The 19,401-nt window shown below is 73.4% G+C and carries 17 protein-coding genes; 11 read left to right on the forward strand and 6 right to left on the reverse strand.

From position 1 onward, the window contains the following. Positions 1 to 201: 201 nt before the first annotated feature. Positions 202 to 987 carry a DeoR/GlpR family DNA-binding transcription regulator gene (locus PVK74_RS19030; RefSeq protein ID WP_043327968.1) on the reverse strand — a complete coding sequence of 262 codons (786 nt, stop codon included), beginning with the start codon at positions 985 to 987 and terminating at the stop codon, positions 202 to 204. A 199-nt stretch (positions 988 to 1,186) separates the two neighbouring features. Between PVK74_RS19030 and PVK74_RS19035 the strand changes: the two genes are divergently transcribed. From PVK74_RS19035 to nagA, 3 genes are all read left to right on the forward strand, one after another. After that, entirely contained in the window at positions 1,187 to 2,116 is a 930-nt protein-coding gene (locus tag PVK74_RS19035; protein WP_043327967.1) for an SIS domain-containing protein, read from the forward strand. Between the two features lie 130 nt (positions 2,117 to 2,246). Further along, positions 2,247 to 3,128: an ROK family protein gene (locus PVK74_RS19040; protein WP_274479289.1), complete on the forward strand. Its 882-nt coding sequence runs from the start codon at positions 2,247 to 2,249 to the stop codon at positions 3,126 to 3,128. After that, positions 3,125 to 4,234 (forward strand): N-acetylglucosamine-6-phosphate deacetylase, encoded by a 1,110-nt coding sequence (gene nagA, locus PVK74_RS19045; protein ID WP_187693792.1) that lies wholly within the window; start codon positions 3,125 to 3,127, stop codon positions 4,232 to 4,234. Before PVK74_RS19040 ends, nagA begins: the two co-directional genes overlap by 4 nt. 12 nt (positions 4,235 to 4,246) lie before the next feature. On the opposite strand, the gene PVK74_RS19050 is transcribed toward nagA, so the two are convergent. Beyond that, positions 4,247 to 5,455, reverse strand: a complete 1,209-nt coding sequence (locus tag PVK74_RS19050; protein ID WP_030502801.1) for a DUF4032 domain-containing protein — start codon at positions 5,453 to 5,455, stop codon at positions 4,247 to 4,249. A 111-nt stretch (positions 5,456 to 5,566) separates the two neighbouring features. Between PVK74_RS19050 and PVK74_RS19055 the strand changes: the two genes are divergently transcribed. Beyond that, complete coding sequence (locus PVK74_RS19055) at positions 5,567 to 6,340, forward strand: phosphatase PAP2 family protein (RefSeq protein WP_274476938.1); 774 nt, start codon at positions 5,567 to 5,569, stop codon at positions 6,338 to 6,340. A gap of 47 nt (positions 6,341 to 6,387) precedes the next feature. Next, the gene (locus PVK74_RS19060; RefSeq protein WP_274476939.1) at positions 6,388 to 7,629 is read left to right on the forward strand and encodes an APC family permease; all 1,242 of its coding nucleotides are present in this window, start codon (positions 6,388 to 6,390) and stop codon (positions 7,627 to 7,629) included. A gap of 9 nt (positions 7,630 to 7,638) precedes the next feature. Here the strand turns inward: PVK74_RS19060 and PVK74_RS19065 are convergent, their stop codons facing one another. Continuing rightward, positions 7,639 to 9,423, reverse strand: coding sequence for a potassium channel family protein (locus tag PVK74_RS19065; RefSeq protein ID WP_369799321.1), 1,785 nt, complete (start codon positions 9,421 to 9,423; stop codon positions 7,639 to 7,641). A gap of 87 nt (positions 9,424 to 9,510) precedes the next feature. Here PVK74_RS19065 and PVK74_RS19070 point away from each other — a divergent pair, with 87 nt between their 5' ends. From PVK74_RS19070 to PVK74_RS19090, 5 genes are all read left to right on the forward strand, one after another. Further along, entirely contained in the window at positions 9,511 to 9,990 is a 480-nt protein-coding gene (locus PVK74_RS19070) for an MSMEG_6728 family protein (RefSeq protein ID WP_104113969.1), read from the forward strand. A gap of 128 nt (positions 9,991 to 10,118) precedes the next feature. After that, the gene (locus PVK74_RS19075) at positions 10,119 to 11,027 is read left to right on the forward strand and encodes an IS5 family transposase (protein ID WP_274476701.1); all 909 of its coding nucleotides are present in this window, start codon (positions 10,119 to 10,121) and stop codon (positions 11,025 to 11,027) included. 231 nt (positions 11,028 to 11,258) lie between these two features. Then, a complete protein-coding gene (locus PVK74_RS19080; protein ID WP_274476940.1) occupies positions 11,259 to 12,803 on the forward strand; it encodes an FAD-dependent oxidoreductase in 1,545 nt (514 codons plus the stop codon). A gap of 54 nt (positions 12,804 to 12,857) precedes the next feature. Next, complete coding sequence (locus PVK74_RS19085) at positions 12,858 to 13,994, forward strand: hypothetical protein (protein WP_274476941.1); 1,137 nt, start codon at positions 12,858 to 12,860, stop codon at positions 13,992 to 13,994. Between the two features lie 216 nt (positions 13,995 to 14,210). Further along, complete coding sequence (locus PVK74_RS19090; protein ID WP_043327959.1) at positions 14,211 to 14,651, forward strand: HNH endonuclease; 441 nt, start codon at positions 14,211 to 14,213, stop codon at positions 14,649 to 14,651. 75 nt (positions 14,652 to 14,726) lie between these two features. Here PVK74_RS19090 and PVK74_RS19095 read toward each other — a convergent pair whose 3' ends face one another. Further along, on the reverse strand, positions 14,727 to 15,350 hold the full coding sequence (locus PVK74_RS19095; RefSeq protein ID WP_187693837.1) for a TetR/AcrR family transcriptional regulator: 624 nt from the start codon (positions 15,348 to 15,350) through the stop codon (positions 14,727 to 14,729). Between the two features lie 69 nt (positions 15,351 to 15,419). Here PVK74_RS19095 and PVK74_RS19100 point away from each other — a divergent pair, with 69 nt between their 5' ends. Further along, a complete protein-coding gene (locus PVK74_RS19100; protein WP_274476942.1) occupies positions 15,420 to 15,971 on the forward strand; it encodes a peroxiredoxin-like family protein in 552 nt (183 codons plus the stop codon). 54 nt (positions 15,972 to 16,025) lie between these two features. On the opposite strand, the gene PVK74_RS19105 is transcribed toward PVK74_RS19100, so the two are convergent. After that, complete coding sequence (locus tag PVK74_RS19105; RefSeq protein WP_064446747.1) at positions 16,026 to 16,793, reverse strand: enoyl-CoA hydratase/isomerase family protein; 768 nt, start codon at positions 16,791 to 16,793, stop codon at positions 16,026 to 16,028. Between the two features lie 76 nt (positions 16,794 to 16,869). Continuing rightward, on the reverse strand, positions 16,870 to 19,269 hold the full coding sequence (locus PVK74_RS19110; protein ID WP_043327955.1) for a M4 family metallopeptidase: 2,400 nt from the start codon (positions 19,267 to 19,269) through the stop codon (positions 16,870 to 16,872). Positions 19,270 to 19,401 lie beyond the last annotated feature (132 nt).

Below are 19,401 nucleotides of genomic sequence, written 5' to 3' on the forward strand. Positions count from 1 at the left end.
GTCTTGCGGAGACCTTCGATCTCCAGGACAGCCGACACAGCTGACCTCCCCCGATAAGTAGGCGTCAGCGACACCATACGCGGTATGCACCGGATGGCAATACCCGGTATGCAGTGTCGGCGTGTCGAGGCGCGTCGAGGCGCGTTAAAAAGGGGCCCCTCCTCTACCGCAGGCGTTAAGAAGGGTCCCTTCCTTGCGCCGTCAGGCGCAGACGACGTGGACGCCGGCCTCGCGGAACGCCGCCACCACGTCCGGGGACGCGCCGGAGTCGGTCACCAGCGTCTCGACCCGGTCCACCGGGCAGATCCGGGCGAACGCGTGCCCACCGAGCTTCGAGGAATCGGCTATCACGACGACCCGCTTGGCGCGGGCGACCATGAGACTGTTCATGGCCGCCTCCCCCTCGTGGTGCGCGGCGGCGCCGAGCTGCGGGTCGATCGCGTCCACGCCGAGCAGCGCGACGTCGAGCGTGACCTCGCGCAGCAGCGCCCCGCCCAGCGGGCCGACCAGCTCGAACGACTTGGGCCGGACCACGCCGCCGGCCACCACCACCTTCATCCGCGAGCGCACCAGCAGCTCGTTGGCGATGTTCAGCGCGTTGGTGACCACGGTGAGCTGGGCGCCCTCCGCGCTGGTGTTGAGGTCGGGGCGTACGGCCAGCGCCCGCGCGACCTCGGTGCTCGTGGTGCCGCCGTTGAGGCCGACCACGGTGCCCGGGGAGACGAGGGCGGCGGCGGCCGTGCCGATCCGCTGCTTCTCGGCCGAGTGCTTCGCGGTCTTGTAGCGCAGCGGCAGGTCGTAGGAGACGCCGTTGGCGACCGCGCCACCCCGGGTGCGGGTGATCATCTGCTGCTGGGCGAGCTGGTCGAAGTCACGCCGGATGGTGGCCTGGGAGACGTCCAGCCGGTCGGCCGCCTCCTCGACGGTGACCCGGCCGCTGTCGGTCAGCATCTCCAGCAGCGCGTTCCAGCGCGCGTAGCGGTCCACCGCTGGGGCCTCCCTGACTATGCGTGAACGGTGATCGGTTGCGTGCACACTAGTGCGCGAAACTCAGTCCGCGCAAAAGCCTTCGCTGCGCGAACTTGGAGACAGTTGCCACAACCACGCCGCTTCGCGCAGAATGACGCGCGAAAGACGGCAGTATCGCGCCGTATTGCGCAAGGGTTTTTCCCGGCGAGGAGTTGTCATGGCTTACGTGCACGCGGAGATCGCGAGCCAGCCCGACTGCTGGCGGGAGGCGGCGCGACTCGCTCCGACCGTCGCCGAGCGCCTGCCGCGCCCCGGCGAGCGGGTCGCGGTGGTCGGTTGCGGCACGTCGTGGTTCATGGCCATGGCGTACGCCGGACTGCGCGAGGCCGCCGGCCACGGCGAGACCGACGCCTTCCAGGCCAGCGAGTTCCCCACCGGCCGCCACTACGACCGGCTCATCGCGATCACCCGCTCCGGCACCACCACCGAGGTGCTCGACCTGCTCGCCGCGCTGCGCGGGCGGATCCCCACCACGGTCCTCGTCGGCGACCCGGACTCGGCCGCCGTCGCGTCCGCGGACGCCACTGTCGCGCTCCCCTTCGCCGACGAGCGGTCGGTGGTGCAGACCCGCTTCGCCACCACCGCGCTCGCGCTGCTGCGCGCCCACCTCGGCGAGGACCTCAGCCGGCTCGCCGCCGACGCGGAGGTGGCCGTCCGGGCCCCGCTGCCGATCGACCCGGCCGGCATCGAGCAGGTCACCTTCCTCGGCCGCGGCTGGACCGTCGGGCTGGCCCAGGAGGCCGCGCTGAAGTGCCGCGAGGCGGCCACGTTCTGGGCCGAGGCGTACCCGGCGATGGACTACCGGCACGGCCCGATCTCGGTCGCCGCCCCCGGCCGGCTGGTGTGGGCGCTCGGCGAGATCCCGGACGGCCTGCCGGAGGACGTGGCCGCCACCGGCGCCGCGTTCGTGCACAGCCGCACGCACGGCTGGCGCACGGTGCTGACGAGCTGGGCGGCCGGGCGCAACCCGGTCGACCCGATGGCCGACCTGATCCTGGCCCAGCGTTTCGCGGTCGCGCTCGCGACCACCCGTGGCCTCGACCCGGACGCGCCGCGTCACCTGACCCGGTCCGTGGTCCTGGCATGAGCGAACGCACCGAGCGCAGCGAGGGCCGTGAGCGCATGCCCAGTCAGCACGGCGTGAGCGAGCGAAGCGAGCCCACGGCGTGAGTGGAGGCGACGAGGTCGTCGTCGCGCTGGACGTGGGCGGCACCGGGATGAAGTGCGCCCTGGTCCGGCCGGACGGCACGACAGTGCACACGGAACGGCACGACACCGGCGCGCAGCGCGGCCCGGAGGCGGTGGTCGGCACGATCCTCGACGTGGCCGAAGGGCTGGCCGGCAAGGCCCGCGCCGACGGCCGTGCGCCGGTGGCCTGCGGCATCGCCGTACCCGGAGTGGTCGACGAGGCGCGCGGCGTGGCGGTCTGGTCGGCGAACGTGGGCTTCCGGGACGTACCCCTGCGGGAGCTGGCCCGCACGCGGCTGGGACTGCCCGCGGCGCTCGGCCACGACGTGCGTGCCGGGGGCCTGGCCGAGGCGCGCCTCGGGGCCGGGCGGGACGCCGGCCACGTCCTGTTCGTCGCCATCGGCACCGGCATCGCCGCCGCCCACGTGGTCGACGGGTCGGCCGCCATCGGCGCGCACGGCGCCGCCGGGGAGATCGGCCACATCCTGGTACGGCCCGGCGGGCCGCGCTGCGGCTGCGGGCGGACCGGCTGCCTGGAGGCGGTGTCGTCGGCCTCGGCGATCGGACGCCGGTACGCGGAGCTGTCCGGCGCGCCCACCACCGCCGCCCAGGTGGCCGAGCGCGCGGCGGCCGGTGAACCGCTCGCCGTGGAGGTGTGGCAGGACGCGGTCGAGGCGCTCGCCGACGGACTGGCCACCGGGCAGGCGCTCTACGATGTGTCGACAGTGGTGCTCGGCGGCGGGCTGGCCCAGGCCGGTGCCCGGCTGTTCGACCCGCTGCGGGCGGCGCTGCGCGAGCGGCTGACGTTCCATCGCGAACCGCGCCTGGTCGCGGCCGACCTCGGCGACGAGGCCGGCTGCCTCGGCGCCGCCCTGCTGGCCCTGGACACCCTGGTGAAGGAGAGTCGATGACCCGGCGCGTGACCGGCAAGGTGGTGACCCCGACCGGCGTCATCCGGCAGGGCTGCGTGGAGATCGCGGACGGGCGGATCACCGCCGTCGCCGAGTATCCGTCGGTGCGCGACGGGCACTGGATCGTGCCGGGCTTCGTGGACATGCACACCCACGGCGGCGGCGGGCACACGTTCACCACCGGCGACCCGGAGGCGGCGCGGCAGGCCGCCGCGTTCCATCTCGGGCACGGCACCACCACGCTGCTGGCCAGCCTGGTCAGTTCCCCGTTCGAGCTGATGCGCGACGCCACCGCCGCCTACCGCCCGCTGGTCGAGTCCGGCGTGCTCGCCGGCATCCACTTCGAGGGCCCGTACCTGTCTGCCGACCGCTGCGGCGCGCAGAACCCGGAGTTCCTGCGGGACCCGTCCACGGCCGAGCTGACCGAGCTGATCGAGCTGGGCGGCGGCGCGGTACGCATGGTCACGCTCGCGCCGGAACGCGACGGCGCCACCAAGGCGATCGAGCTGCTTGTCGCGCAGGGCGTGGTGGCGGCGGTCGGGCACACCGACGCGACCTGGGAGCAGACCCGCGCGGCGGTGGCCGCGGGCGCGACGGTCGGCACCCACCTGTTCAACGGGATGCGCCCGGTGCACCACCGTGAGCCCGGCCCGGTGGTGGCGCTGCTGGAGGCCCCGAACGTGGTGTGCGAGCTGGTCGCCGACGGGGTGCACCTGCACGACGGGATGCTCGGTTTCGCCACCTCGGTCGCCGGTCCGGAGCGGGCCGCGCTGATCACCGACGCGATGGCCGCCGCCGGCATGCCCGACGGCGAGTACGAGCTGGGCGGCCAGGCGGTCACCGTGGCCGGCGGGGAGGCCCGGCTCGCCCACAACGGCGCGATCGCCGGCAGCACGCTCACCATGGACGCCGCGCTGCGGCACGCGGTCGGCGCGGGCGTGGCCCTGCCGGACGCCTGCCGCATGGTCGCCACCACCCCGGCCCGCGCGATCGGCCTGGGCGACCGGGTCGGCGCGCTGGTCGCCGGGCTGCGCGCCGACCTGGTGGTGCTTGACGACGACCTGAACGTGGTGCGGGTGATGCGCGGCGGTAACTGGGTGGAGTGACCCGCCCGGCGGTCAGGCGGTGGGCACCTCGACGCCGAGCACCGCCTGCTCGTCCGGCCGGTGCACCAGCACGTCCGCCAGGTACGACTGCACCGCCCGGCGCATCCCCACGTCCCGCCCGGCCTGCTCGGAGAGCAGCCACTTGTGCTCGATGATCTGGGCGAACAGCTCCTGCGGCTCCAGCTTGCGGCGCAGGTGCGCGGGCACCGCCCGGACCACCGGCTCGAAGACCTCGGTCAGCCAGCGGTGCGCCGCCTGCTGCTCGTCGGTCAGGTCGCTCTCCACCCGGTAGGCGTCCAGGTCGTTGAGGAGCCGGCGGGCCTGGTTCTCCTCCGCGTCCAGGCCGGTGAGGCGCAGCAGCCGCCGGGTGTGGTAGCCGACGTCGACCACCTTCGGCCGCACCAGGTAACGCCCGTTGTCGACAGTGGACATCGCCACCTCGGCCACGTCGAAGCCCAGCTCGTTGAGGCGGCGAATGCGGCGCTCGATGTCGTGCCGGGCGGCGCGCTCGACCTGCTGCTCGTAGGTGATCTCGTGCCAGAGCTGCTCGTAGCGCCGTACGACCTCCTCGCAGACCACCTCCGGGTCGATCGACTCGTGCAGCAGGCCGGCGGCCTGCAGGTCGAGCGCCTCGCCGAAGATGTTGACCCGGGCGATCTCCAGGTCCTCGCCGCGCTGCCCGTTGGACAGCGACGGGTGCAGCGCGCCGGTCTCCGCGTCCACCAGGTAGGCGGCGAACGCGCCCGCGTCCCGCCGGAACAGCGTGTTGGACAGCGAGCAGTCGCCCCAGAAGAAACCGGTCAGGTGCATCCGGACCAGCAGCACCGCGAGCGCGTCGAGCAGACGGTTCATGGTCTCCGGCCGCAGCGTGCGGGAGAACAGCGCCCGGTAGGGCAGGGAGAACTGGAGGTGGCGGGTGATCAGCACCGGGTCCAGCGGCTCGCCGTCGTCGCTCTGCCGGTCGGCCACGATGGCGACGGCCTCCACCGACGGGAAGTCGATCCGCTCCAGCGCCCGCAGCAGGTCGTACTCGCGCTCGGCGACCCGCTCGCCGGTCTCCTTCACCGCGTAGACGTACCCGCCGAGCCGGACGAACCGCACGATGTGCCGGGAGATGCCCTGCGGCAGCGCCACCAGGTGCTCGGCAGGCCACTGCTCCAGCGGGGTCGACCAGGGGAGGTCGAGCAGCGCCGGGTCGACGAGAGCCGAGGTGATCCGCACGGCAACCAGTGTGACCGCTCACCCCCGGACCGCGCTTCCCTTCGTGGCTCGGCACACAGCCGCCGATGCCCGCGCCGCCCCGGCGCGGTCGGCGGCCGGTAGCGTGGTCGCGTGCGTCAGACCTCAGGGGTACGCGATGACCTGCGGCTGCGGCCGGTCCGGCCGGCCGGGTGGTGGTTCGACGGGCTGCTGCTCGCATCAGTGGTGGCGATCACCGTGGCGCTCGCCTCCGGGCACCTGTTCGGGCTCGACCGGGCGGTCGCCGACTGGTCCGACGAGCACCGCCCGACCGCCGCCCGCTGGGTGGCGATGACGCTCAACCTGCTCGGCCAGGGCACCCCGCTGACGCTGCTCGCGGCCGGGCTGGGCGTGCTGCTGGCGCTGCGGCTGCGCTCGGTGCGGCCGATCCTGCCGCCGGTGGTCGCGTTCGTGCTGACGTTCTTCACGATCGGCCCGCTGAAGGTGTGGACGGCCCGGCCGGCGCCGAGCGCCTCGGTCAAGGAGCCGTTCCTGTCGCCCGAGCAGACGCTGCCGCTGTTCCAGCACGACCTGCCGGTGCGTTTCGCCCAGTCGTACCCGTCCGGGCACGTCGCCAACGCGATCGTCTGGTACGGCGTGCTGGCCCTGCTACTGGCCCCGCTCGTGCGCACGGTCGGCCGGACCGTGCCGCCCCGGCTGGTCACCGTGGTCCGGGTGGTGCCCCCGGCGGTGGTCTTCTGCACCACCGTCTACCTGGGCTGGCACTGGCTCACCGACTCGATCGCCGGTCTGCTGCTCGGCCTGCTGCTGGACCGGCTGCTGCGCCGGGTGCCCTGGGACGACCTGCCGCTGCCGCGCCGACTCGGCGACTGGCGGCGGCCGGTCGGCTGGTCCGCGCCGGGCTGACCGGGCGACCGCACCCGCTGTTCACCGCACGCTCCTAGGCTGCCGGTGTGGAACAACTGGCGCGGCGACTCGGCGTACCCGACGCGGTCGTCATCGGTCTCGGCTCGATGCTCGGCGCGGGCGTCTTCGTGGTCTTCGCCCCCGCCGCGGCGGCAGCCGGCGGCGTCGGTCTGCTGGTCGCGCTGGCGGTCGCCGGCTTCATCGCCTACTGCAACGCCACCAGCTCGGCCCGGCTCGCCGCCCGCTACCCCGAGTCCGGCGGCACCTACGTGTACGGCCGGGAACGGCTGCACCCGTTCGCCGGTTTCCTGGCCGGCTGGGGCTTCGTGGTCGGCAAGACCGCGAGCTGCGCGGCCATGGCGCTGACCGTCGGGGCGTACCTGTGGCCGGGGCGGGCGCGGCTCGTCGCCGTCCTCGCGGTGGTGGCGGTGACGGTGGTGAACCTGCGCGGCATCGGCAAGACCGCCGCCGCCACCCGGGTGCTGGTCGCGCTGGTGCTCACAGTGCTCGCCGTGGTGGCGGTGACCGGCGCCCCGCAGGTGGCGGCCGACCGGCTCACCGCCCCCGCCGACCTCGGGGTACGCGGTGTGCTCACCGCCGCCGGGCTGCTGTTCTTCGCGTTCGCCGGGTACGCGCGGATCGCCACGCTGGGCGAGGAGGTACGCGACCCGGAGCGCACCATCCCGCGCGCGGTGCCGCTGGCGCTCGGCGCGGTGCTGGCGATCTACCTGACGCTGGCGGTGGTCGCGCTCGGCGTGCTGGGCGCCGACCGGCTGGCGTCCACCGACGCGCCACTGGTCGAGGTGGTGACCGCCGCCGGGCACCCGGGGCTGGCCTGGCTGGTCCGGGCCGGCGCGGCGGTAGCGGTGACCGGGGTGCTGCTGTCGCTGCTCGCGGGCGTCGGCCGCACCTCGCTGGCGATGGCCCGCCGCCGGGACCTGCCGCGCGCGCTGGCGGCGGTGCACCCACGCCACCGGGTGCCGCACCGCGCCGAGCTGGCCGTGGCCGCCGTGGTGATCGCCGTCGTCGCGGTCGGCGACGTCCGGGGCGCGATCGGCTTCTCCAGCTGCACCGTGCTGGTCTACTACGCGATCACCAACGCGGCGGCGCTGACGCTCGGCCCGGACCCGGCCCGGCGCGTACCGGCCCGGGTGCTCGCCGCGCTGGGGCTGGTCGGCTGCCTGGTGCTGGCGGTCAACCTGCCGCTGCCGAGCGTGCTCGCCGGGTTCGGCGTGCTCGCGCTCGGCGCACTCGGGTACGCCGTCCGCCGCCGTCGGCGACCTGCCTGACGCGGCCGGTCACTCCTCCGGGCGGCGCGCGGCGGGTGGACCGGCGGGCGCCGGCGGCGGCGCGGGCGTGGTCTCCCGCAGCAGCGCGGTCAGCCCGGCCCGCCGGGCCACCACAGTCAACCGGTCACCGGCCTGGATCACCATCCGCGGATCGGCCGTCCAGTCGGCTTTCTGGTTCGGCCGGGTGTACGCGAGCAGGCGTACCTCGCCGGGCCGGGCCACCGCGCTCAGCGGACGCCCGTCCAGCGGTGAGCCCGCCACCACCGGCACCTCGGTGACCAGCAGCGCGTGCCGGTCGACCGGGATGGTGGCGACGACCGCGCGGTCCAGCAGCGCCGCCGCGAACGACGGCGCGGCCAGATAGGACACACTGCGCGAGATGCCGATGCCGAACGCCTGCTGGATCCGCTCGGCGAAGTCGCCGTCGAACAGCCGCAGCACCACGCGCAGGTCCGGGTCGAGCGACCGGGCGATCAGCGCGGCACGCAGGTTCGTCCCGTCGTCGGTGGAGACCACCACCAGCGCCTGGCAGGTGTCGACGGACGCGGACCGCAGCGTCTCCTCCCGGCCCGCGTCGCCGACGATCAACGGCACCCCCAGCCGGTGCGCCAGCGCGGCGCCCCGCGCGTCCGCGTTCTTGTCGATCGCCACCACCTCGACGCCGAAGTCGTGCAGCTGGGCCATCACCCGGGTGCCGATGTTGCCCAGCCCGACCAGCACCACGTGCCCGGAGCGGTCCGGCTGGACCCGCCCGGCGTGCAGGGCCAGCCGGGCGTTTACGACGCCGTCGACCACGGCGGCCGTGATCAGCGGGATCAGCGCCAGCCCGGCCAGGTTGAGCACCACCTGCATGACCTGGGCGGCGACCGGCTTGTTGACGTCCGGGTCCTGGCCGGTGAGCGTGGTGACCAGCGTCAGGTAGACCGCCTCGCTCCAGCTGACGTCGGCGGCCCGCGCGTTGAGCCAGCCCAGCACCGCGATCACCCCGAGCAGCACCAGCACCGCGATGCCGATCTTGCGGGTGGCGAAGTGGCGGACCGCGCGCAGCAGCACCGCCGCCGGCTGCCGTCGCCGCCGCGCCCGCACCAGCCGCCGCGCGGCCACCTCCGTGCCCGCCGGCCGGCCGGTCGCCTCGGCCAGCACCACGTCGGCCGCGGCCTCGTCGGCGGGCAGCACCCGGACCAGGTCCGGGTCCGTGGTGACGGCCAGGCCGCAGACCACGTCCTGCGGGCGTACGTCGTCGCGCCGCGCCACGTACAGCGTGCGCCCGGCGTGCCGGAAGTGGGTCGGCGCCACCTCGCCCAGCGCTGCGGCGACGAAGGCGGGCGCGGCCATCGAGGCGTCGGAGAGCACCGCCGAGTCGGGGAAGAGCTGGCGCAGCCCGTCCGCCAGGTTGGTGTTGAACATGCGCACCACCAGGCGCAGCCGGGACTCGACCTCCTGGGCGCAGAGCGCGGCGTGCATGTTGCCCACGTCGTCCTGGTTCAGCAGCGCCAGCCCGGCCGCGCCGGCCAGCCCGGCCCGGCGGAACGCCGCCTCGTCGAGGCGTTCGGCGGTGACGACCCGTACCCCCGGCACGTCCCGCCCGTCCGGGCCCTCGGACCGGCGGCGGGCCGGCACCACGAGCGTGACCCGCACCCGCCCGTCGGCACTGTCGGTGGCGAGCAGCGACCGGACCACCCAGTAGGCGAGCGGATCGGAGCCGCAGACCACGAAGTGGGGGCGTTCGTCCCCGTTCATCCGGAGCCGCCAGCCGGTCGCGCGGCGTGCGCGGTCACGCAGGGGCTCGGCCATGTCCGGATGGTAGTCAGCCGCTCTCGGTACGCGCAGCCCCCTCGATCATGAACGCATGGCGTGGCCGGGTACGGGTAGAGCACCGACATGCAGACGTTCCTGCCGTATCCGGACTTCCTGGCCAGCGCCCGGACGCTGGACCAGAAGCGGCTGGGCAAGCAGCGCGTGGAGACGATCCAGGTGCTGCGCGGCCTGACCCGGCCGGACTACGGCTGGCGCAACCATCCCGCGGTGAAGATGTGGGCCGGGTACGAGGAGGCGCTGACCCGGTACGGGCTGGACATGTGCGCGGTGTGGTGCGAGCCCGGCCGGGCCGACACCTGCGCCGGCACGCTCGCCACCGACCTCGCCACCGCCTGCGGCATCGCCGTGATCCGCACCCAGGACGAGCTGGCCGCCGCCGGTGAGCTGCCGCCCTGGCTGGGCCGCGACGACCTGCACCGCAGCCACCGGTCGTCGCTGCTGCGCAAGGACCCGGTCCACTATGCGCGGCTGTTCACCGACGTCTCCCCTGACCTGGAGTACGTCTGGCCCCCCTCCGACCGCCCCCGCCACTGCCTCCCGTGAAAGGAAGGGCCCCTTTTTAGTGAGTGTTTGAGATTTGGGGTGCGGCGGCGTGTCGGGTTGAGGTGAGGGAAGGCCCTCGGTAGGTCCGGTGGTGTCGAGCCAACCGTTTCCATACCGAGGGCCTTCTGATGACGTTGTACCCGATCACTGTCACGCCGTCCGCGTCGCCCCGCCGTTATCCGTCGCAGCGGGTGCGGCGGGAACGGGAACGGGCGGTGCGGCGGCGGTATCCCAGTGATCTGACCGATGCGCAGTGGGCGTTGATCGCGCCGCTGGTCACGCCGGCGTCGGTCGGTCGGCGGGGGCGGCCGCCGTCGCATCCGATGCGGGCAATCGTCACGGCGATCTTGTATGTGGCCTGCACCGGTTGTCCGTGGCGGGCCCTGCCGCGGGAGTTCCCGCCCCCGGGGACGGTGTACTGGTGGTTCGCTCGATGGCGCGATGACCACACGTTGATGCGTCTGCACGACCGGTTGCGGGAGCAGTGCCGTACCGCCGCCGGACGGCACGCGCATCCCAGCGCCGGAGCGATCGATTCTCAGTCGGTGCGCGCCGCGGACACCGTGCCCCGACACAGCCGCGGTTTCGACGTCGCGAAGAAGGTCAACGGCCGTAAACGCCACATCGTCGTGGACACCATGGGCCTGCTCCTGGCCGTCATGATCACCGGCGCGCACGTCAACGACCGCACCATCGCCCGTGACCTGCTCTGGCGCACCCGGCTGTTCCACCCCCGCCTACGCCTGCTCTGGGCAGACGGCGGCTACATCGGCACCCTGAGCACCTGGGCCCGCCACGCCCTCGACCTCACCGTGCACCTGGTCCACAAACTCCCCGGACAACACACCTTCGTCGTGCTGCCCCGACGCTGGGTCGTCGAACGCACCTTCGCCTGGATCAGCAAGAAACGCCGCTGCGTCCGCGACTACGAACACCTACCCACAAGCCACGCCGCCTTCGTCACCTGGGCCATGATCCACGTCATGGTCACCCGCCTGGCCCGACACACGAAACCGGCCCAGGCAACCCACACCTGAGCCGGAATCTCAAACACTCACTTAACGCCTCCGGTAGAGGAAGGGCCCCTTGTTAACACCTCCCCCACGCCGCCGCGCGGCGCACTCGGCGCGCGGGCGGCCGGCGCGCGGCGCGGACGTAACCGGGCCGCCCGGCGTTAAGAAGGGCCCCCGCACATCCGTATGCGTTAAAAAGGGCCCCTTCCTTTCACCTCGGGCAGACTGGGGGGACCACCGACTGAAGGATGCCCCGTGAGTCTGTCGCAAGTGGTAGGTCGCCTGATCGGCGTACGCGAGCACGTGGTGGACCCGGGCGGCGGTGGCGCTCCCCGCGTGCCGCGACCGGTCGCGGCACTCGTGGTCGGCGGCGGCATCGCCGGCATGTCGGCGGCGGTGGTGCTGGCCGAGCGCGGGGTTGCGGTGACCGTGCTGGAGGCCGCGCCGCACCTCGGCGGCCGGCTCGGCGCCTGGCCGGAGGAGCTGCCCGACGGCGTCCAGCGCAACGAGCACGGCTTCCACGCGTTCTTCCGGCAGTACTGGAACTGGCGGTCGATCCTGCGCCGCGTCGACCCGGCGCTGGGCTTCCTCAAGCCGATCCCGGGGTACCCGATCCTGTCCGAGCAGTGGCCCACGGAGGAGTTCGGCAAGCTGCCGCCCGCGCCGCCGGCGAACCTGCTGGCGCTGCTGCTGCGCAGTCCGAGCCTGCGCCTGGCGGACCTGCGCACGATGGATCGGGACGCCGCGCTGCCGCTGCTCACCTACGACCCGGTGCGCACCTACGAGGAGTTCGACGAGCGCACTGCCGACGAGCTGCTCACCTCGCTGCGCCTGCCGGACCGGGCGCGGGCCATGCTCTTCGAGGTCTTCTCCCACTCGTTCTTCAACCACGAGGCGGAGATGTCGGCCGCCGAGATGATCGCGCAGTTCCACTTCTACCTGCTCGGCAACCCGGAGGGGCTGGCGTTCGACTGCCCGGACCGGGACTACGCGACGGCAATCTGGGAGCCGCTGACCCGGCACGTGGAGAAGCACGGCGGCCGGGTGCTGACCGGCGCTCCGGCGGCCCGGCTGGACCGTACCCCCGAGGGCTGGCGCGTCACCGGCGCGGACGGCGACGTCTGGGAGGCGCCGCACGTGGTGCTCGCGGTGGACCCGCCCGCGCTCGCCGCGCTGGTCGCCGCCTCGCCCGGCCTGGTCGCGGCGGCACCCGAGCTGGTGGCGCGGATGCCCGCGTTCGGCACACCCGGACCGCCGTACGCGGTGGCGCGGTACTGGATGGACGGGGACGTCCGCCCGGACCGGGCGGTGTTCAGTGGCGTCTCCCGGCAGCCCACGCTGGACTCGGTGACGCTCTACCACCGGCTGGAGGACGAGCCCCGCCGCTGGGCCGAGCGGACCGGCGGCTCGGTGGTGGAGTTGCACGCGTACGCCTGCGAGCCGGACGTGCCGGCCGACGAGCTGGCCGCCCGGATGCTGCGGGAGCTGACCGCGCTCTGGCCGGAGGTGGCCGATCTGCGGGTACGCGAGTTGCGCGCCCGGGTCGAGGCGCAGGCCCCGGCGTTCACGCCTGGCAGCCACGCCGGGCGTCCGGGGGTGGAGACCGACGCGGCGGGCCTCTACCTGGCCGGGGACGGCATCCGCACGGAGTTCCCGAGCGCGTTGATGGAACGGTCGGCGGCCACCGGGATCATCGCGGCGAACCACATCCTGCGTGCCGAGGGGGCGGCGGCCGAGGCGGTCCGCTCGATCCGTCCGCGCGGCCTGCTGGCCGGCAGGGTGGGCCCGAAACGGTCATAGGCGGACGAAAACGCCTCTACGCTCGACTGATCCGGTGACACGGGAGGTCGGGCGGTGAGCACCGCGACGCGGGAGCGGCGCGACGAGGAGCACGGGACACCACGGGACGAACGGACCGCGGTGGTCACCGCGCTGCGACTCGGCTGGTCGATGGCGGACGCCTACCACCACGCGCAGACCGCCGACCTGACCGACGGCGGGGACCGGCCGACGGTCGCGCCGCCGAAGCTGTCGAACCTGACCGAGCTGGCCGGGTGGCACCGGCTCGGCATGTACCTGGACGGCGTGGACGTGGCGCTGGCCCAGATCGCGCCGCTGACCCCGGCGGGCCGTACCGTGCCGTCCACCGCCGCCGCCCGCCGCGCCACCGGCGCCGACCGGGACCCGTTGCTGCGGGCGCTCGACGACCTCAACATCGACGTGCTGCGCTGGACGATGGCGACGAACCACCGGGTGGGTGTGGCGTACCGGCTCGGGCGCTCGCTCGCCGACACCGTACGGCGCGGCGACGCCGACCGGCTCCCGGGCCGGTTCGGTGGCCGGCACCTCCAGATCGGCAGGTGGCTGGACGAGCTGGCGAGCGTGCTGCCGCCGTACTCGGCCGCCGTGGTGCGCCGCTCGCTCGCCGCCTGGGCCACGGCTGTCGGCCGGGCCACCGTCGGCGACCCGGGCGAGGCCGGACTCGCCGACCTGGCCCGGGAGCTGCGCAACCAGGGCGACCTGTGGCAGGACGTGCTCACCGGTGGGTTGCATCCGCGCGACCTGCTGGACGAGGAGAACTGGGCGGTGATCGCCCGCAACGTCGTCATCCGGGACCGGAAGCTGGTGGCGCAGGCGGCCCGGGGCATCTTCTGGCCGGTGCTGGCACCACTGCTTGTGGTGCTGCTGGCGGTGGTGGGTGTCAGCGCCGCCGCGGCGGCCGGCTCCCCCACCACCCGGGCGGCGGTGGCGCTCGTCGGCCTCGGCGCCGGGCTCACCGCGATCTGGCGGTCGATCTCCACGCCGACGCTGTCGGTGGCCGCCGAGGTGAACCGTCCGCTGCTGGACAGCGAGCTGGTGGTGCAGATGACCGCCCGGATCGACCGGCCGCTCGCCGCCGCGCGAAGCGCCGGCCGGGCCGGACGGCAGCGGCGACCCACCGAGGACGGATCGAAATACGTTGGCCACGATTCCCGAATCGATCTACCGTGAGCGAGCAAGGTCAACCACCGTTCCAGGAGCCGTCGATGTCGCTGCGATACGCCACCACGATGACGTCGTGGCTGCTCGGCGACGGCTGCCGGGAACACGGTCCCTGGCCCGGAGGGCACGACTGACGCGCGTCGCGCGTCCCCGTCGTCGCCGCCCGGTCCCGTGGACCGGGCGGTTTTTTCGTCGCCGTACCGCCGATCGTGAAGGGAGAGCCCGGTGGACGCCGTCCTCGTCATAAACGCCGACCTCGGCCCGCTGCACCGGGTCACCGTCAAGCACGCGATCCGGATGCTCTGCCGCCGGGTCGCCGAGATCCACGAGGCCGAGCCGGACCGGGTGATCGGCGTCTTCCCGCTGCCGCGGGTGGTCCGCCTCGTCCGGTACGTGGTGACCCGCTGGCGGTTCAGCGCCGGCCCGGCCTGGTCCCGGGCCGGGGTGCTGGCGCGCGACCGGCGGCGGTGCGCCTACTGCGACGGCGCGGCCAGCACGATCGACCACGTCCTGCCCCGCTCGCGCGGTGGCCGGAACACCTGGGGGAACACCACCGCCGCCTGCTACGCGTGCAACCAGCGCAAGGGTGACCGGACCCCGGCCGAGGCGGGCATGCCGCTGCGGCGGGCTCCGGTGACGCCGAGCTGGGCCGCGCTGGCGCGGTGACGGACGGCCGGCGGGCACAGGGGGCGGTGTCGGGGGTACGCCCCGGCGCTGCGCCCGCCGGTCCCATCAGTGCGCCTACCTGTCGAGACGCCGGGCCAGCCCGTCGAGCAGGAGGTCCAGCCCGCCGCCGAACTCGTCCTCCGGTACGACCACGCCGGCATCGCGCGCGGTCGCGGCGAGCAGGGGGAACTCGTCGCGGGGCAGCGCCGCGATGACAGCCGTGCCGGGCCCGGCCAGCGCGCCGAGGTGTTCCATCTGGATCGCGCCGACCACGTAGCCGAGCAGGGCACGGAACGCGATCACCCGTCCGGTGCCGGTGAAGCCGGCCCCGGTCAGCACCGCGAGCACCGCCTCGCCCCAGCGCAGGATCGTCGGCGAGCGGTGCCGGTACGCGGGGAGCAACGGCACCACTGCCGGGTGGAGACCGACCGCGCGGCGTACCCGCTCGGCCAGGTCCCGGATGCCGTCCGCCCACGGGACGTCGGGCGGCGGGCGGGTGTCGACCGGTTCGAGGACCCGCTCGACGACGAGCGCTTCCAACTCGTCGCGGTCGGCGACGTAGCGGTAGAGGCCCATCGTGCTGGTGCCGAGCTGCGCGCCGACCGCGCGCATGGTGAGGCCGGCGAGGCCGTCCCGGTCGAGCACCGCGAGCGCCGCGTCGGCGAGCTGGGCCGGGGTCAGGGAACGGGGTCGGGGCATGGCCTTGACAGCGTACAAGATACGCCTACGGTTGTAGGAGTACGTCGTACGCCTACAACGGGAGCGCGCATGGACGTCGTCACCCCTCGCCATCTCACCAGCGTGACCGGCGCCCAGGTCGCCCTGCCGGACCCGGACCGCCTGGTCCACCTCCAGTTCCGTCGCTTCGCCGGCTGCCCGGTCTGCAACCTCCACCTGCGCTCGATCGTCCGCCGGCACGCCGAGATCGAGGCGGCGGGCGTACGCGAGGTGGTGCTCTTCCACTCCCCCGCCGACGAGTTGCGCGAGCACGTCGCCGACCTGCCGTTCGCCGTGGTGGCCGATCCGGACCGGCGGCTCTACCGGGAGTTCGGGGTGGAGTCGGCGCGGCGGTCGCTGCTCGACCCGCGCGCCTGGCTGCCGATCCTGCGCGGCGTGGCGATCAGCACCTGGCACATCCTGCGCGGACGGGAGCGGTCGCCGTCCCTTACGCCGCACGGCGGCCGGTTCGGGCTGCCGGCCGACTTCCTGATCGCGCCGGACGGGCGGGTGCTCGCCGAGAAGTACGGCGAACACGCCTCCGACCAGTGGTCGGTGGACGAACTGCTGGCCCAGGTCAGCCGGAGCCGGTCGGCGCGGTGACCGCTGGATCGCCGGTCGGGACGTACCCGCCGAGGGGTGCCGGGCAAACGGCGGTCAGTGGGCGGTCGGCGGGGTCCAGCCGAAGCGCGGCGGGCGGCGCTCGTTCATGGCCGCCACCCCCTCGCGGGCCTCGCCGCTGTCCCGCACCTGGGCGTGCCACCAGGCCAGCCGATCGGCGTCGGCACGCCCGTCGACGATCTCCTTCGCGGCGGCCACCGTGAGCCGGGAACGCTCGGCGATGGTGGCGGTCAGCGTTGTCACCCGCCCGGCCAGCTCCCCGGCCGGCAGCACCTCGTCCACCAGGCCGATCCGCAGCGCCCGCTCGGCGTCGACCAGCTCGCTGCTGAACAGCAGGTGCTTGGCGGCGGACGGACCGACGAGCGCGGCCAGCCGCCGCGTGGTCGGCGCCGGGTAGACCAGGCCGAGCCGGGCCGGGGGTACGCCGAACCGGGCCTCCGCCGAGGCCAGCCGCAGGTCGCAGGCGACGGCGAGCTGGCAGCCGCCGCCCACGCAGGCGCCCTCGATCGCGGCCACAGTGGGACGGCCGAACGCCGCGAGCCGTTCCTCGGCGGCCACCGCGATGCTGCCGTCTCCGGCGGCCAGCAGCTCGTCCAGGTCGCCGAGGTCGGCCCCGGCGCAGAACGTGCCGGCCGCGCCGGTGAGCACCAGCACCCGTACCGCCGGGTCGGCCTCCAGACCGTCGAGCAGCACCGGGAGCTGCCGCCACATGGCCGGGGTCATGGCGTTGCGCCGGGCCGGGTTGTGGATGACCACGGTTGCCACCGGGCCGTCCACCCTGACGGTGAGTTCCGCGTCGGACATGGTGCGACCGTAACGGGCGGGGCCCGGCGGCCACCCGCGTGGGGTGGCCGCCGGGCCCCGGGGTCGGGCGGTCAGGTCAGGAGACGTTGACAGCGGTGTCGTCGAGCACGAACGACGTCTGCAGGGAGACGTCCTCGGTGCCGGTGAACTTCAGCGTGACGGTCTGCCCGGCGTACGACGCCAGGGAGAACGACTTCTGGCTGTAGCCGCTGGCCTTGTTCAGGTTCGAGTAGGTCGCCAGCGTGGCCAGCACCGAACCGGAGGAGTTGAGCACCTGCACGTTCAGCTTGTCGTACTGGACGCTGCTGGTGGTCTCGGCCGAGTCGATGTGCAGCCAGAACGAGAAGGTGTACGTGGAGCAGCCGCTCGGCAGGCTCACCGACTGCGACAGCGAGTCGGTGCGGGTGGTGCCGTAGCCGTTGAGCCAGGCGTTCCACGTACCGGTGCGGGTCGGCTGGCCCTGCGAGCCGTACTGGCCGATCACGCCGGAGGTGGAGGTCCAGACCGTGTTGCCGGACTCGAAGCCCGGGTTGCCGAGCTTCTGGCCCGCGCCGGTGCAGCCGCCGCCGGTGCCGTTCACCGTCAGCGAGAACGTGGCGGTCTTCGTGCCGGACGCCGCGCTGCCGGTGACGGTCACCGAGTAGGTGCCGGTCGGCGTGCTGGAGCTGGTGGAGATGGTGAGCGTGGACGAGCCGCCCGAGGTCACCGAGGAGGGGCTGAACGACGCGGTGGCGCCGGTCGGCAGGCCGGACGCGGAGAACGTCACGGTCTGCGCGCTGCCGTTGGTGGTGGCCGTGGCGACGGTGGCGGTGACCGAACCGCCCGCGGTGACCGACCCGGCGGTCGGCGAGAGCGAGACGGAGAAGTCGTTGCCGGTGGAGCTGCACGGCGCGTCGTTACCGGCGACGTTCACCGCGGTCCAGGCGGCCTGGACGGTCTTGTACTCGGTGGAGCAGTTGCCGTACAGGTCGGTGGCGGCCCGCAGGGTGTACGCGCGGGCGGTGTTGGCCGGGTTGCTCGTGTTGACGTACGAGGTGTTCGAGGTGAAGTACACGTCGAGCGCCCGGTACCAGATCTTCTCCGCCTTGGTGCGGCCGATGCCGGTGACCGCCGGGGCCGAGCCGCAGACCGGCGAGGTGCCGTACGCGGTGGCGCCGGTGCCCTCGGCGAGGTTGAAGAAGAAGTGGTTGCCGACGCCGGAGGAGTAGTGCACGTCCTTGTTCTTCGTGCTGGTGGACCAGCAGGAGTCGGACGAGCCGTCCAGCGACGGGTTGTACATGTAGCGCAGCGGCGTACCGTTGCCGTTGATGTTGATCTTCTCGCCGACCTGGTAGTCGCCCGGGTCGCTCGGCGCGGCGGCGTAGAACTCCACCATGTTGCCGAAGATGTCGCTGGTGGACTCGTTCAGGCCACCGGACTCACCGGAGTAGACCAGCCCGGCCAGCGCTTCGGTGACGCCGTGGCTCATCTCGTGGCCGGCGACGTCCAGCGAGACCAGCGGGCGGGAGTTGCCCGAGCCGTCGCCGTAGGTCATCTGGGCCCCGTCCCAGAAGGCGTTGACGTAGTTGTTGCCGTAGTGCACCCGGCTCGGCACGCCCTGGCCGTTGCCGAAGATGCCGTTGCGGCCGTGCACGTTCTTGAAGTAGTCGAACGTCTTGGCGGCGCCGAAGTGGGCGTCCACGGCGGCCGACTGCCGGTTCGAGGTGGCGCCGTTGCCCCACGCGTTGTCCGCGTCGGTGAACGTGGTGCAGGTGGAGGTCCCGTTGTTCATGTCGCAGGTACGGCCGTTGCCGCGTACCGGGTCGATCATCTGGTACGTGCTGCCGGAGAGCGTGGTGTCGATGGTGACCGAGCCGGTGTAGATGCCCTGGCCGGTGCCGGCCACCGTCTCGATCTCGTCGTACGAGCCGATCACCTTGCCGGTGGTGGCGTCGGTGACGACGTGCAGCTTCGACGGGGTCTGCTTGTCCGCCTTCCAGCCCGTCGCGACGGTCTCCCAGGCGAGGCGGCCCTTGCCGCTGCTGGCGTCGACGAACAACTCCGGCGTGCCGACCGAGGTGAGCGAGCCGGAGAACGTCTTGCGGGCGCTGGCCTTGGCCGCGTCCGCGCCGACCTTCGCGGTGGTGCTCAGGGTCAGCGGGGCGTCGAGGCTGACCGACGCGCTGGTCATGGTGCCGTTGGGGGCGGTGTGGATGACGAAGTCACCGCCGTACACCCGGAGACCCTGGTAGGTCCGGCTGTACCGGGTGTGCGCCGCCCCGGAGGGGTCGACCTTGGTGCGGACGGCCTGATAGGCCTCACCGCCGGCGCCCTTGACGACGCCGGGGTTGGCGCGCAGCAGGCTCGCGGCCTTGGCCGCGGCCGAGGTCTCGGGGCTGGGGGCGGTTGGCGCTGCCGCTTGCGCCGAGGTGGTGACGCAGGCCAGCACGCTGCTGGTGAGCAGCGCTGCGCTGACGGCGGCGACGGATCTTTTCACGGGCCCTCCTGGAAGGCGAATGTTGTGACGGGGGTAGTCACTGATGTAGATATAGCGATACATCGACGAACGTGAAAGAGGCTGGCGGGAACCCGCCGGAGACACTGACCGAACGGATGAGGAGGACCGGTG

Origin of the sequence: Micromonospora chalcea (genome assembly GCF_028768405.1) — a bacterium.
GTDB lineage: Bacteria > Actinomycetota > Actinomycetes > Mycobacteriales > Micromonosporaceae > Micromonospora > Micromonospora chalcea.

Coding starts and splice junctions, on each gene's coding strand:
- PVK74_RS19040 (WP_274479289.1), top strand. CDS start 2,247: ATGAAGTGCGCCCTGGTCCGGCCGGACGGCACGACAGTGCACACGGAA.
- nagA (WP_187693792.1), top strand. CDS start 3,125: ATGACCCGGCGCGTGACCGGCAAGGTGGTGACCCCGACCGGCGTCATC.
- PVK74_RS19035 (WP_043327967.1), top strand. CDS start 1,187: ATGGCTTACGTGCACGCGGAGATCGCGAGCCAGCCCGACTGCTGGCGG.
- PVK74_RS19070 (WP_104113969.1), top strand. CDS start 9,511: ATGCAGACGTTCCTGCCGTATCCGGACTTCCTGGCCAGCGCCCGGACG.
- PVK74_RS19065 (WP_369799321.1), bottom strand. CDS start 9,423: ATGGCCGAGCCCCTGCGTGACCGCGCACGCCGCGCGACCGGCTGGCGG.
- PVK74_RS19075 (WP_274476701.1), top strand. CDS start 10,119: ATGACGTTGTACCCGATCACTGTCACGCCGTCCGCGTCGCCCCGCCGT.
- PVK74_RS19100 (WP_274476942.1), top strand. CDS start 15,420: ATGGACGTCGTCACCCCTCGCCATCTCACCAGCGTGACCGGCGCCCAG.
- PVK74_RS19095 (WP_187693837.1), bottom strand. CDS start 15,350: ATGCCCCGACCCCGTTCCCTGACCCCGGCCCAGCTCGCCGACGCGGCG.
- PVK74_RS19105 (WP_064446747.1), bottom strand. CDS start 16,793: ATGTCCGACGCGGAACTCACCGTCAGGGTGGACGGCCCGGTGGCAACC.